Here is a 15,452-nt window from a genome sequence, read left to right on the forward strand (position 1 = left end):
ACCAAAATATTGATTCTTGACTCTTACTGCCCAGTTATTATGGGATAGCATTAATCACTTTTAAAACTATACAGTAACTGTTTATAGTCATATTTACTCTACAGTAATGCTCTCTACAATACCACGATAATAGATCTGAGGATCATATATAGCTTCGCTATAAATAGCAGGAAGTGCAAATCTTCCTTTATTAATGGCTTTTATTTTATATTGATAAGCCATTTTTTGATTAAAAATAGTGCCGAAAATCATAATTCTATCATCACGACGATCTATATAAATAGGTTTCCAAATAGATTTGTCTATATTATTATCTCTTGGTTGCAATATATTTATATTATTCTCAGGTAAAAGCTCAAAGCCAGCTGGTAATAAGTCAAGTATTATCATATTGCTTAGAGTTGTATTGCTAGCTGAGCGCATGGTAATATTAACTGTAATATTATCACCTAATTTTACTTTACTTACCTCTTTATTATTTTCATCGAGATATTTTTTAGTGATTTCTATTCCTTTAACTACTTCTTTATTGTCTTTTAGAATTTTATCATATCCAGAAGTTAAAAGCTGGTAGAAAAAGCCATTACTTGTAGAAGTCAAATCGATGTCTTGAACGCTGCTTGCTGGGATTTTATCAAGCATTACACTGCCTGTTAAAGATATTTTTTTATGCTCTGTAACTTTATAATTTTGATTATTTATCGTATAATTTACCTTTATAGTGCTTTCATTTATATTATTTATTTTATCAGCATATAAAAGGCTTGCCATGATTGCATAGCTTGCTGATAAAGTATTGTAATTATTTTTTGCAAAAAGAGCGATATCTTGTACAATTTTCTGATCAAAATTCTTTAATTTATCAGGAAAATGCAAGGAAATTAAATATAAATACTGGCTGTACTTAATCAATGAATTATAATATTGATAATTCTCTTTTAAGTCGTCTATAGGTTTATTTAATGTGAATTGATTAAGTAACTTATTTGCTTCTTCATTCATTTGAAGCATTTTATAGCTAGCTGCTAGATAAACAGATGTTAAATCATTATGCCAATTATCCTTATGATAATTCTCTAAATATTTTAAAACATTAGCAATATAGCTTGTTGTGATCACATTATTTCTAGTAAGTATGTAAATAGCATATGCCTTTTCTCTTGCCTCATTTAAAGAGCTAATTGATCTATTAGCCATATTTTCAAGATAATAAATACCTTGATTAAATGTATCACTTGGAACAGCTAAGTATCTATTTGCTCCTTCTGTTAGGAAATGCATAGCATAAACAGAGATAAAGCTATCTGAACTTGAATGGGAATCATTCCAATATCTAAATCCACCATCATAATTTTGGCGTTCTGATAAGGTTTTAAATGCTTTGGATAATGATTCATCCATTTTTTTGCGATTGGTTTCAAAAATTTGCACTAGTTCTTGTTCATTATATAATAAAATATTAGCAAAATTTTGGCTTACTAACTGCTCAGTGCAGGTATATGGATAATTATCTAGAAAATTTTTAAAACCAGAAATAATAGCAAGAGGCGATCTAGAAGCAGAAATTTGTAGTTTAGCAAATTCATGATATAAATCTCGTAAGATTTTTAAATTGATTTTATTTCCTGTAACAAAACCAGTTTCAACTGTTGTAATGTTAGGAGAGGCAGGGCGTACACTTGTAGTAATAGTTCTTTCTGAGCGTACTACTTTTGATTTAAGATGATTTATATAAGCTGTAACCTTGAAATCTGCTGAACCGAGTTTATCTGTAGCTTTTAATTTAACATTGATGGTAGCTTCTTCATTTTCATTTATTTGTATTTGAGTAGGGGAGTCTAATATTTTAAGTCCTTCGCTTGTTTCAAGGTTGATGCAGACTTGTGCATTTCCTGAGTCTTTTAGATTATTTAGAATTGTTATGGGTACTATAAATTCATCATTCGGAGCTACAAATAAAGGTAAATTTGGACTGATAATAAGGTCAGATTGTACTAAAATATTAGACTTAGAAGCTCCCACGGCTTCAGAACTTGCCGCTACAGCCCATAACTCTTAAAGTACCGTTAAAATAGCTAGGGATATCAAATGTGACTTCTTTTTTACTCAGATCGGCATCTAAAATGCCTGACCAAAATACTACAGGAGGTTGATCTTTTCTTTTAAATGGATTAAGATTTTTTGTGATGTCTATAAAGCTATCACCAGGAGGAGTTGCTGTAAAAGATTTCATTAACAGTGTATGTTCTGGCAATATTAGATCCATGATTTGCAATGTTGTTACTTCAAGTGCCTTGTCTTTAATAAAATAATTAAGTGGATCAGGAGTCTGATAACCAGCAAATGATAATATCCCCTCATCAACGGCAAATATTATAATCTTACCGGGATTTGTGGTACGATAATGAATTGTTAGTTTTTTGCCTGGTTTTATTTTTGCAGGAAGCATTAATTCAATGTCTTGATTATGTCTGTATACATTAGAAGTAAAGGGTACTACCGCATAACTAAACGGTGATATAAAGATTTCTTTAGACCCCATATTTCTTATGAATTGTATATTTATATAACCCTTACCTTCAAAATCATCAGGTATTTTAATTTCTTGTGTAGTACTCTTTTTATCAGCTTTAAACCATTGCAAAATTATGCACTTTATCAGTTTCAATAGTAATTAATCCATAACCTGCATATGGGGTTATGATATTCAAAAAAATCGTATCACCAGCTTTATAAGCATCTTTATCAAGTTTAACTTTTAAATTAGCTTTTTCTGTTAAATTCGCTGTAACATTTCCTTCACCTAATACTGAAAATTCAATTTGAGCAAAAACTATATTATCTTTATCTGTTAAATAGATGACGTAATCACCTGCTTCTTTAGTAGGTACATTATAAATATAACCTTCTTCTGCTGTAATATTAACCTTATTAGAAGATATATTCGTTTCTATAGGTACTGATTGATAAGAATAATTACCGTTTGAATCAGTGACTAAGTTATTGACATAGTTAATTTTTTTCAAATTAAGATTTAAATTAGAGACTGCTACCTTACTTGCTTTATTTGATATAGCTATAAATTCTATTTTTGGAGTAGTTTGTTGTTTAAGATATTTTAACTCAGTATCACTTTTAAAGCCTATTATATAAGGTAATGGTGAAACTATAATTGATCTATTTGCATTAATGCTTCTTCCAGAATCAGGTTCGAAACCTTGAGCTAAAAATGTTAAGTTAAAAGTAGCATTATGATATTTCTCAAGATTAAGGTTAAAGCTAGCATTGCCATTAGAATCGGTAGTAATAGAACCTAAATTCTCGCTAAAAAGCTCCTTATTTTCTTTAGCACTGTAAAATTTATAATCTTTAAAAGCAGAAACAAAAAATTGAGTAGGTATAATATTAATATAACCGTTAACTTTTCTATTTTTTGCAGGAGCACCATAAAAATTTGTAAGATTGACAGTTGTTTTGAGATCTTTCGGGTGAGTCCATAGTTCACCTTGTAGATTATTAAAATTTATATTTATTTTCATATGATCAGGCTGAAAATCTCCAACTCTGAGTGATAAGTTGCTAAGATAGTTACTATCTTCTTTATCTTTTACCAAATATAGAGTTATATTATATAAGCCACTTAGGGAATCATTGTAAGTAGAAAATAAATATTCAGCAAACCCTTCAGCATTTAGAGTTATTTTACTTTTATCTATTATTTTCCCACGAGGATTAGTTACTTGCACTTCTAGTGGCAAACCTTCAAATTTTCCTTGCCAATTAGTTTGTTTTAAAATAATACCTATATGACCTTGCTCACCTGGTTTATAAATTCCTCGATCAGAAAATAGATAAGCTTTTAATCCTTCATCAGAACTCACAGCTCCTGACACGTTAAATCTAGAATAATTAACTTGCCTATCCACTTATTATAAGGCATAAATGAGAAATCATCTGTAGTAGTGACTATATAAGCTTAAGCTACAGGTAATTTTTCTTTACTAAAATTTTGTATACAGGGCAGAATAGCATGCCCCTGATCATCTGTCTTGCTGCTTATTAATATTTCACCATTAATGCTTATAATATCGGTTTTTACTCCAATTGCTGGTTTACCATTACTGATATAAGAAACAAATATATGGTGAGTTCCATCCTTATCGATTTTTACTATAAAACCAAGATCAGTTACTAAAATCAATCTTTTATCTTGAGAGATTATGTTAGAATTATTGTCCTTAGCAAAAACTTTTGCTAAGAATAGGCCCTTAGAGTAAGCATCTGAAGATGCTAAATTAAAATACTTACTGAAATCTAAATCAGTATAATGAGGTGAATTTAAATTATTTAGGTCAACTATTATCTCTTCCTTAAATACTTCAGATATATTATACTCATTGAAAGAATATTCATTTATAAAAGTTGGATTTTGAAAAGTATTATATCTATTAGTTTGACTGATTAAATGATTAACTTCTTGCTGGTTAATTTTGTCAATTTCTACATATAATTTATCTATGCCTATTGAATATACAGGAAGTTTTCTTTCACCAGATAATGAAAGAATAGAGCCTTCAGACATTAATTTAACTTCGCTAAGATTTTAAGGTACTTGCACTATTTGAGTATAATCTTTACCAAGTGTTAGATTGCCTAATGCTGTAATACCACTATTTATCTTAACAAATAAAAATCTTGTAGGTATTGTATCTACTTTAAAAGTATGCGTAGTACTAACTTCCGGCACTGAGGGTAATAGCTCAAAATCTACTATTGTAGAATATTTTATAACATCTTCAGTAACTTCTATTGGGCTTTGCCACTTATAATTTTTTTTTCTTGCAATTTCTAAAAAAGCTGGTTTATCGCTTGGTAATAAAAATATCTTTAGATATTTTTTGATTTCTTCACTGGACACAGGTGTATTTGTAGTAATTATAATTACTTGCTGCGGATTTAATTTTTCATCTTTAATAATTTTAGCTGTAGCACTTGTAACCTTTAAGTATGAAGATAGGCTTGGTATTAACACTTGTTCTTTATAAGAATATTTAATGTTATTTATTTTATTATTATTTTGTACTTCCACATTTTTATGCGTGAAATCATCCCCGCCATGTAATGGCTTAACTCCATCTTTTATACTTATGGAAACTGTATCTTCTTTATCATTTAGTAGTGGTATATCAGTAATAACTGTAGCTTCTGTGTTATCTGTATTAAATTTGATAGAAAATGGTAATTTTTCTTTTGTAGATGATTTTATAAATTCTATTCTTTCTTCTAGAGTTTTAGAATCGATAGGATAATTAAAGATTATTTTAGTTTGAATAAATTTTTTAGAAATATTAATATTATCCTGTAGATAATTCATTTCTTTAATAATAGGAAGCAGCGGTAATGTTGTAAAGCTTATAGTATTACTTTTTAAATCAATAAACTGAGGAAAAAGGTCTTTGCTATTAATATTCACTTTATAAGTTTGATTAGCCATAAAATTGCTTTCCGGAGTAAATTGTATATCATACCCCCAGCCAAATCTCCATTCACCTTTAATATTAGGCAAAATAGATATGTAATCATCTATTTTTTGTCCATTAAGTCTTAAATTTCTTTGTGGTTTTGCACACCAATCTTTAATTCTAGAGTCACATAAGTCAATATTGAGTGAATTTTTACCAGCTAATAAATTAGCATTAGCTAATTTAAAATATAAAGGTATTTTTTCGTTAAAACCCTCAGAAATTACTTGTAAATTGATAAAACATAATAGAATGGTGAGTATAAATTTACCAAAAATATTCTTCATATATAATATATTATTTATAATAACTTTAATATATATAAGGAAAATTTAGTAAAGCAATGAATAAGGATATTTTTTTAAATTATTTAACCAATTTTTTTAGCGTTTGGTAGAGAAATTATTATGTACTTAGGCAATATATTTGTAAAAACTACATGTATATTATTTTAGTATGATTTATATTACTGAAAATGTCTTTTAAGTCCCTTAATTTATTAAGAATAATTTATCAGGAATTGGATTTGCCTTTAATGTGTCACGGTGATTATTATTAAATCGATATTATTGAAGCTGTAGCTTTCAGGGTATAATTATTGCTTTCTCATAATATTTTAACCAAAGAATAAATTATTCAAAAATATCCTTTCTTGTTTAGTATTTTTTTATGGCTGTTATGTTGATAGTGCCAATGATAATTGAATCTTAAAATAATTGATTTAAGCTATCTTCCATGAGTATAGGACTATAATTTTTTAGGATTACTTAGTTTTTTAGCTAGTTATAGTTATTATTTCTGTATCCTTGATTAAATAATAGTTCTTATTTATTTAAATAGTAATTTTGGTAATTAGCTTTATTTAACTTAGTACTTAATTGGGTTTAGTTTTTCATTATCATTATAATTATCTTTTAAAGAAGATAGAATTTCTATCTTGATAATTCTTCTTTCTGGTTACTTTTTGGATATAAAGAGTAGAGTTCTAAGTATTTGAATAAAATCTTTGATGCTTTTATATTATGAAGTTTAAAAATTTGTTGTATCTTTCAATTTATTCTATAATTTGAGTTAGATTTCTAGTTGGGCTGGCTTAAAACTTTTTTTAGTTTTGACTATACTATTATTAATATTTACAAATCTTTCTATTTTTTGAGATACTTAAAGAGTATTTTAAATTAATGGGTCTTAGCACCAGCAAGTCTAGAGGTGATTTATTTTCAATATCCTATTATCTATGGTTAGCTATTACATTATGTTATTGTACAACCTCATAATCTTCATTAGGAGTAAGATTAGTAAAGAATTTATTTATTTGTAGTTCAGCTTAATGCTATAGCTTGCTTTTCTACCTAATTAGTTTCTTATCCAGAAGAATAATATTGTATGATACTTTATTGCTTTTAAATTTTTGCAAGGATCACATTTTTGTTATATTATTAATATGTTCATTATTTTATTCTTTCTGCTTCTGACGTACTTCTCTTACCTTTTTCTGCTTCTATAGTTGCTCTTAACTCTATTTTTAAATTTTGTATTTTTACTAATATTTGTAAATTATCCTATAGTAAATTTTTTCAATTTTTATTTTTTTTCTAAAATTTTTTGCTTTTGCTCATCAGTAATTTCCGTCATAATAACCATATAATTTGTACAAATTAGGGTAAAGCAAATCAAAAAGCATGCCCTGTCATTACTTTACAGACAAATTCTTTATAAAAGCAAAGCTAAAATATACCTGTGTTGTTACTTTACTATACTATTATTAAAATATTCAGATGTTCTATTAGAGATTTTGAATCCCAATAATTCAGATGCATTAATTTAACATAATTTTCCTTGTATATTAAATGTTTTTTCATGTCAAGAAAAATTATAAATTCATTCTTAAAAAATTAATTAATTTTCTAGTTTTCATTAAGAATATGAAATATATCTACTATTGACAATTTACTTAACATATAGGAAACTGCAGTTGTTTATTTTCAAATGAATATTTATGACTTTTATAGAAGAATTGATAAATAAAGGATATTTCCACCAATGTACCGATTTAGAACGTTTAACTAGTATAACAAAAGAAAGTAAAATAGCTGCATATGTTGGATTTGACTGTACTGCTACATCACTACATATCGGTAGTTTAATGCAGATAATGATTTTGCGACTGTTACAGCGACATGGCCATAGGCCAATCGTGGTGATTGGTAGTGGTACAAGTAAAATAGGTGATCCTACTTGGAAAGATGAAGCTCGCAAAATGTTGAATAAAGAAGAAATAGCAAAAAATGCTGAAGGTATAAAAAAATCATTATCAAAATTTATTGAGTTCAGTGATAATGGAAGTGATGCTATTGTACTAGATAATGCAGAGTGGTTAGGCTCTCTTAATTACCTAGATTTTTTACAATATTTTGGTAGTTACTTTTCAGTAAATCGTATGTTGACTATGGATTCAGTAAGATTAAGACTTGAGCGAGAGCAGCATTTAAGCTTCTTAGAGTTTAATTATATGTTACTGCAAGCTTATGATTTTTACTATTTAAGCAAACATTATAATTGCAACCTGCAACTTGGTGGTAGTGATCAGTGGGGAAATATTGTAATGGGAGCAGATTTAATCCGTAAAATAAGCGGTACTGAAGTATTCGGTATAACGACACCGCTACTTACTACGGCATCAGGAACTAAGATGGGTAAAACAGCTACAGGAGCAGTGTGGCTTAATGAAGATTTGCTAAGCCCTTATTATTATTACCAATATTGGCGTAACTGCGAAGATGCTGATGTTCTAAGATTTGCCAAGCTATATAGTGAGTTAACTATTGAAGAGCTTAAGAAGTTTGAAAATTTAGTTAATGAGGATATTAATAGTGCTAAAAAACAGCTTGCTTATGAATTAACTAAGCTTTGCCATGGAGAACAAGCTGCAAAATCAGCTCTAGAAACTGCAATAAAGATATTTGAACAAGGACAAATTGATGAAAATTTAACTACGGTCATTTTAGAGCAAGAAATATTACAAGCAGGTATTAGAGTATTTGAATTGTTCTATAAAGCAGGTCTTGCTAGTTCTAAGTCAGAAGCAAAAAAGCTTATTAGAGCGAAGGGCGCTAAGATTAACCATAATATGGTAGAAGATGAAAATATGATTATTAATACTAATTTCTTACTTGATAAGAATATTATCAAACTCTCTGCCGGTAAAAAAAAGCATGTATTAGTTAAGGTTTGAATCAGTAATTTTTGGAAGCTTCATTATTTTATGTTAAAGTGAAACTACTGTATTGTTGTATGTCTTAATTTTTATCGTCATTATGAAGAAAATCACGACATAATTGGCAAAGTAATCTAGAAAGAATGTTACAGAATCGGTATTTTATTGATTGCTACGCAGTCTTCAACTATTCGCAATGACATTTTTCTTGTAATTTCTTGATTCATAGAATTAATGCTAAGTACATGTTATAACTATTCAAGGTTAAAAAGTTTAAAATTAAACTAGTATTTTAGGTATTAATATTGAAAGTATTACTATACATTTAACTTATATTATAGTAAGAACAATTATATTTTCCTACTTTATATTTGACTTCGTAAAGTTAATGAGTATTTGTGGTTATAACATAAGGACAATAACAATAAAGCTAAATCCAGAAAAAGTGACTAAAATAAGGCTTGATGAATATTTATTGCAAAAAGGTTTTGTAGAGGCTATTAGCATAGCACGTAGTTTGATTATTCAAGGTAAAGTTCATAATAAGTCGGAGCAATTAACTAAACCTGGGACCCAAGTTAATATAAATGCTACTGATATTAAAATAAAGTTGCCAAAGCATAATTATGTCTCAAGAGGAGCATTAAAATTAATCGCTGCTTTGAATCATTTTCAGGTCGATCCAAGTGGCATGGTGTGTATTGATCTAGGTAGTAGCACTGGTGGTTTTACAGAAGTATTGCTTGAGCAAAAAGCAAAATTAATTTTTGCTGTAGATGTTGGCTATGGTGAGCTTCATCCTAGATTACGTGATAATTTACAAATTAAAATACTTGAACAAACTAATGCACGTTATTTAACTAGTGCACAAATAACTATTCCACCTGATTTAATTGTTTGTGATACCAGCTTTATTAGTTTAACTACTATATTGCCTGCTTCTCTAAATTTAGCTAAGGAAAATTGTAAGCTCATTGCTTTAATAAAACCACAATTTGAGGTTGAAAAGCATGAAGTAGAGAAGAGAGGTATTATTAAAAACCCTCTTTTACATCACAAAGTATGTGATAAGGTTAAAACTTGGCTTGAAGAGAAAAATAATTTTAAAATATTGGGTATAATAGAAAGCCCTATACTTGGTGCTAAAGGAAATAAAGAGTTTTTAATATGCGGAGAGCGAAAAAGATAAAGTTAAATATTGCATATATAAGCTAAGTAGTGTATCCTTCCTTATTGATAAGCAGGATAAAATTGTAGAAAGGTGGGTTATCCCGCCTTTTTTATTAGAAAATCGAAAATGCAGACTATTGAACAACAAATAACAAGCGTGATAAAAGAAACCTTAAATGATATGGGGTTTGAATTAGTACTTGTTAGGTTTAAAGGCATTAACTCTAAAGTAGTTGAAATATTAATAGATAAGCTTGATGGTCAAAAAGTAACAGTAGATGATTGCACTAAAGTCAGCAATACTATCTCTGTTCTTTTGGATGTTGAAGATTTAATAGAAGGCAAGTATTATTTAGAAATCTCCTCAAGTGGTCTTGAACGTCCATTAATAAAGTTTGAAGATTATAATAGATTTTTAGGAAGAGAAGTTAAAATCAAACTTAAAGAGTTATTGAATAACAAAGCTCGTTATCAAGGTAAAATAATTAAAGCCGAGCATAATAAGATATATTTAAAATGTGAAGAACAAGAAGCAATAATTGATTATGATTTAATTAAAAATGCTAATCTAGTTTTAACAGAAGAAATATTTAAAAAATTGTTAAAGCAATAAGAGATGGTTTATGTCTAATGTAGGTAATGTAGAAATTTTACAAATTATAGATTCTGTAGCTTGTGAGAAAGGAATATCAAAAGAAACTTTAATTTCAACGGTTGAACAAGCAATACAAGTAGCAGGACGAAAAAAATACGGTAATGAATATAATATTAAAGCTCAAATAAATAGGAAAACCGGGGAAATAAATCTTTTAAGAATTTTAAAAATAGTAGAAAATGTAGAAGATTATTTAACACAAATTTCACTTGAAGAAGCTTTAATAAAGAATCCTGAAGCTAAAATTGGTGATGAGATATATGAATATTTACCTCCGATTGATCATGCTAGAGTATCAGCTCAAGCTGCAAAGCAAGTTATGACTCAACGTGTTATAGAAGCTGAACGTGAAAAGCAATATAATGATTTTAAAGATAGAAAAGGTGATATTATAAATGGTGTAGTTAAGAGAATAGAATATGGTAATATAATAGTTGACCTGAGTCGTGCTGAGGCAATAATAAGAAAGGATCAATTAATTAAGGGTGAGAATTTTAAAGTTAATGATCGTATAAAAGCATATGTACAAGATATAAGGCAAGAAGCAAAAGGACCGCAGATTTTCCTATCTAGAGTTGATAACCAAATGCTTGTTAAGTTATTTAAGCTAGAAGTTCCTGAAATTCATGAAAATATTATTGAAATAAAAGCAGTAGCACGTGACCCAGGTTCAAAAGCAAAAATAGCAGTATTTGCTTCGGATAGCAGTATAGATCCTGTGGGCTCATGTGTAGGTATTAGAGGTAACAGAGTAAAAGCAGTAACAAATGAGTTAAATGGAGAGAAAATTGATATAGTATTATGGAGTAATGATCTTGCACAGTTTATAGTTAATGCTCTTGCACCACTTGCACCTGCTGAAATCACAAAAATTTTAATTGATGAAGATATGCATAAGGTAGAAGTAGTAGTTTCGCAAGAAAATCAAAGTATTGCAATAGGTAGAAGAGGACAAAATGTTCGCTTAGCTTCTAAGCTTACTGGCTGGAACATTGATATAATGACTGAAGAGCAAGAGTCAAAAAGAAGAAATGAAGAATTCCTCACATCTACAGAGTTATTTATGGAAGCTTTGGATGTTGAAGAAGTTATAGGTCAGCTCTTATCAGTAACAGGATTCAATTCAGTAGAACAAGTTGCAAATAGTGAAGTTAGTGCTTTAACAAGGATTGAAGGTTTTGAAGAAGATCTTGCATTAGAGATTAAAAATCGAGCTATTAATTATGTTCATCTTAAAAATGAAAAGATTATTAAAAAATTAGAAGAGCTTGGAGTTGAACAAGAATTAATAGATATATTAGAATTGCCACTTGAATTAGTATTAAAATTTGCTGAATATGGTATAAAAACCATAGAAGATTTAGGAGAAATGAATATAAACGAATTTAAAAATTTAGCTCCAAATTCTAATATGACGGATGATAATATTAAATTATTAATTAAGGCTGCTAGGCAACACGGTGAATTAAAAGAAAATTAGGATTAGAGAGTACGTTTAAGCTTGAGAAATCTGATGTTGTTATGAAAAGTACCTTTGATGTCATTTTTTTATGTTGATCGGTGAAGCATGCTAGAAGTATTATACTGCAGACATGCCTGCAGTATATAAAAGTAACTAGTGATAGTCTATTTTACTGGACCTAAGCTCACAAAGTTATGGAATGATCATGGTATTTTATCGTGCATGCTAGAATGAAACAAGAACTATACAATAAAGTCGATTCTACACAAGAATTACATAAAAATTATGCCAGCAATACTCAATCTACATAAGTATGCTTTATTATTTTATTGATTGCTAGTAAGTGTATTATTTTATAATCTAATAAAATATTCTTAATTACTACTAAACACAAAGGTTTTAAATATGACGGATAACCAGGAAATCAAACTCAAAAAGTTGACACTTGGCAATTCAAAATTATCGCTTAATAAGTCTTTTGAGTCTCTTACAGGTGCTCAAAGTTTTGTTAATGCTAAATCTAAAACACTAGTAGAAGTGAGAAAAAGTTCTACTGGTACTACTACCATTTCATTAAATAAAGAGAAAAATAGCTTAGATCAAAACGTTATTGATTCTAATAATAAAGAATTTAACAGACGTTTATCTGTTCTTAAAAAAGCTGCTGAACAATGTAAGTTAAATGATACTTTACAAATAAGTACTTTAAGTAAGCTCGCAAGTATTAATCAGTCTGTTAACTCAAAAATAGAAATTCTGGAAACTAATAAAGAAGTTGAACAAGAAAAGCAGAATCTTAGGGAAACAAAAGTTAGTACTGGAATTATTCAAAGTAATGAAGATTCACTGTTGCAAAATCCTAAAAAGAAAGAAGAAACTTTTGTAAAATCTCCTTTAGTAGGGGTGCGAGCACGTTATGGTATAGAATCAGAAAATGAGTTAGACAAAGTAGTGGAAAGTAAAGTAGTCGCACCAAAGATTAAAGTTGAAGAACCAAGAAAATTAAAAAAGACTGATCTTTTTAATATGCTTAGTGATGATGAAAATGAAAGCAGCGGTGGTAGAACTAGAAGCCTTGCCTCTATAAAAAGAGCTAGAGAAAAAGAGAAACGAAAATCATTAGTATTACAAGCACCAGAAAAAGTATATAGAGAAGTCACATTGCCTGAAGTTATTGGTGTCAGTGACCTTGCAAATGCTATGTCTGAAAGAGTAGCAGATGTAATTAAAGAATTAATGAAACTCGGTATTCTTGTTAATGCTAGCCAAGTAATTGATGCTGATACGGCAGAATTAGTTGCAACAAATTTAGGACATACAGTAAAAAGAGTTCAAGAATCAGATGTTGAAAATGTTTTAATTAGCAATGATAAGATTGAAGATTTAAGAGCACGTGCACCAGTTGTTACAGTAATGGGACATGTTGATCACGGTAAAACATCATTACTTGATGCTCTAAAATTTACAGATGTTGCTGCAGGTGAAACTGGAGGAATTACTCAACATATCGGTGCTTATAGAGTAACTCTTGCAGATGGTAGAGCAATTACTTTTATTGATACTCCTGGACATGAGGCTTTTTCTGAAATGCGATCAAGGGGTGCTAGAGTAACAGATATAGTTATTATAGTAGTTGCAGCAGATGATGGGATCAAAACGCAAACCATTGAAGCAATTAATCATGCAAAGGTAGCTGGTGTTCCTATAATTGTTGCGATTAATAAGATTGATAAACCTGATATTGATATTGAGCGTGTAAAAAATGAATTATATCTTTACGAAATTATCAGTGAAGAGGCAGGTGGTGACGTTATGGTTATTCCAATCTCAGCATTGAAGAAAATTAATCTAGATAAACTTGAAGAGGCAGTTTTATTAATTGCAGAAATGCAAGACTTAAAAGCAAGTCCTTTTGGAGCTGCTGCTGGTGTTGTAATTGAATCAAAAATTGAAAAAGGAAGAGGAACATTGACTACTGTATTAGTGCAACGTGGTACTTTAAGAAATGGTGATATTATAATAGCTGGAACTTCTTATGGTAAAGTTAAAAAGATGACTAATGATAAAGGGCTGGAAATATTGGCAGCAACACCTTCTGTCCCTGTAGAAATTCAAGGTTTAAATGAAGTACCTTTTGCTGGTGATAAATTTAATGTAGTACAAAATGAGAAACAAGCTAAAGATATAGCAGAATATAGAACACGTATTGCTAAGGAAAAGAAAATATCTATAGCGTCACGCTCAAGTTTAGAAGATTTATTTTTAAAGGCTTCTGGTAGTAGCAAGGTTAAGGAATTACCTTTAATAATTAAAGGTGACGTTCAAGGTTCAGTTGAAGCTATTGCTAGTAGCTTATTGAAATTACCTAATGATGAAATAAAGCTTCGTATACTTCATAGTGGTGTAGGGCCAATAACTGAATCAGATGTATCACTTGCACATGTTTCCTCAGCTATTATTGTTGGCTTTAACATTAGAGCAGGCGCAAATGTTTTAGCAGTTGCAGAGAAAGAGAAAGTTAATATTAGATATTATAGTATAATATATAATTTAATTGATGATATAAAAGCCATTATGAGTGGTATGCTTGATCCAGTCATTAGAGAGCAATATATTGGAAGTATAGAAATTAGACAGGTATTTAATATTACTAAAGTCGGTAAAATTGCTGGTTGTTACGTAACTAAAGGAATTATTAAGAGAGGATCAGGTGTACGCTTGTTGCGTGATAATATAGTAATACACGAAGGAAAACTCAAAACCTTAAAACGTTTTAAAGATGAAGTAAAAGAAGTGAGAGAGGGGTATGAATGCGGTATAGCTTTTGAAAATTATGAAGATATAAGAGAAGGTGATGTAATCGAAGTATTCGAACTTATTAAAGAACAGAGAAGATTATAGTAATTAATAATTGCTTATAATATTTTTACTTTTTATCAATGACTTCGTAGTTTTCATTTGCAATGAATGATGAAATGGGTATTCACATAACAATAACAATACAGATTAAATCACAAAATAACTATGTCTTCTATATCTAACAAATGATTTTCATTTTTTCTGTATTTCCTGTAAATAAAGGTAACTCATGAGAATATAAGTTATTAAATTAATCTTTGGATATATATCTTTTATCATCAAAGATTTTGTTTTGTAATTCAGTTATTATATCACCTATTGTTGATAAATTAGTACTATTAGCTTTAGTAATTTAATTGTCATAATTATTTCTTTATGATTAATTACAAGATGTAATGAATACTCTATAGATTCCCTATAACTGCTTATTGCTATTTTAACAAGATTACCAAATATTTAATTATTACTTGTAAGTTTTGTGTAGTATATAGATAGTTTAGTTGAATCAATAAAGTAAGCAGCAGTATCTTTCTCTCTAAATAGTTGCGACATCATAACAAGCGGTAG

General features: G+C 29.1%; 5 protein-coding genes and 1 pseudogene. 5 read left to right on the top strand and 1 reads right to left on the bottom strand.

Annotated features, from left to right (window positions below; genetic code table 11):
• Positions 1–93: 93 nt before the first annotated feature.
• Positions 94–5,809, bottom strand: a pseudogene (locus AC27F4_RS00325) (alpha-2-macroglobulin family protein).
• A 1,712-nt stretch (positions 5,810–7,521) separates the two neighbouring features.
• Here AC27F4_RS00325 and tyrS point away from each other — a divergent pair.
• The 5 genes from tyrS (at position 7,522) to infB (ending at position 14,927) form a co-directional block, all read left to right on the top strand.
• Positions 7,522–8,757, top strand: coding sequence for a tyrosine--tRNA ligase (gene tyrS / locus AC27F4_RS00330; protein ID WP_487060966.1), 1,236 nt, complete (start codon positions 7,522–7,524; stop codon positions 8,755–8,757).
• Between the two features lie 427 nt (positions 8,758–9,184).
• Positions 9,185–9,928 (top strand): TlyA family RNA methyltransferase, encoded by a 744-nt coding sequence (locus AC27F4_RS00335; RefSeq protein WP_487060968.1) that lies wholly within the window; start codon positions 9,185–9,187, stop codon positions 9,926–9,928.
• 108 nt (positions 9,929–10,036) lie between these two features.
• Positions 10,037–10,522, top strand: coding sequence for a ribosome maturation factor RimP (gene rimP / locus AC27F4_RS00340; protein ID WP_487060970.1), 486 nt, complete (start codon positions 10,037–10,039; stop codon positions 10,520–10,522).
• Between the two features lie 10 nt (positions 10,523–10,532).
• Positions 10,533–12,044, top strand: a complete 1,512-nt coding sequence (nusA, locus tag AC27F4_RS00345) for a transcription termination factor NusA (RefSeq protein ID WP_487060972.1) — start codon at positions 10,533–10,535, stop codon at positions 12,042–12,044.
• Between the two features lie 387 nt (positions 12,045–12,431).
• The gene (gene infB / locus AC27F4_RS00350) at positions 12,432–14,927 is read left to right on the top strand and encodes a translation initiation factor IF-2 (RefSeq protein ID WP_487060974.1); all 2,496 of its coding nucleotides are present in this window, start codon (positions 12,432–12,434) and stop codon (positions 14,925–14,927) included.
• Positions 14,928–15,452 lie beyond the last annotated feature (525 nt).

Source organism: Candidatus Rickettsia mendelii (assembly GCF_057543435.1).

What these genes read in the sequence shown, in the direction of transcription:
- tyrS (WP_487060966.1), top strand. Translation starts at nt 7,522, where the DNA reads ATGACTTTTATAGAAGAATTGATAAATAAAGGATATTTCCACCAATGT.
- rimP (WP_487060970.1), top strand. Translation starts at nt 10,037, where the DNA reads ATGCAGACTATTGAACAACAAATAACAAGCGTGATAAAAGAAACCTTA.
- infB (WP_487060974.1), top strand. Translation starts at nt 12,432, where the DNA reads ATGACGGATAACCAGGAAATCAAACTCAAAAAGTTGACACTTGGCAAT.
- nusA (WP_487060972.1), top strand. Translation starts at nt 10,533, where the DNA reads ATGTCTAATGTAGGTAATGTAGAAATTTTACAAATTATAGATTCTGTA.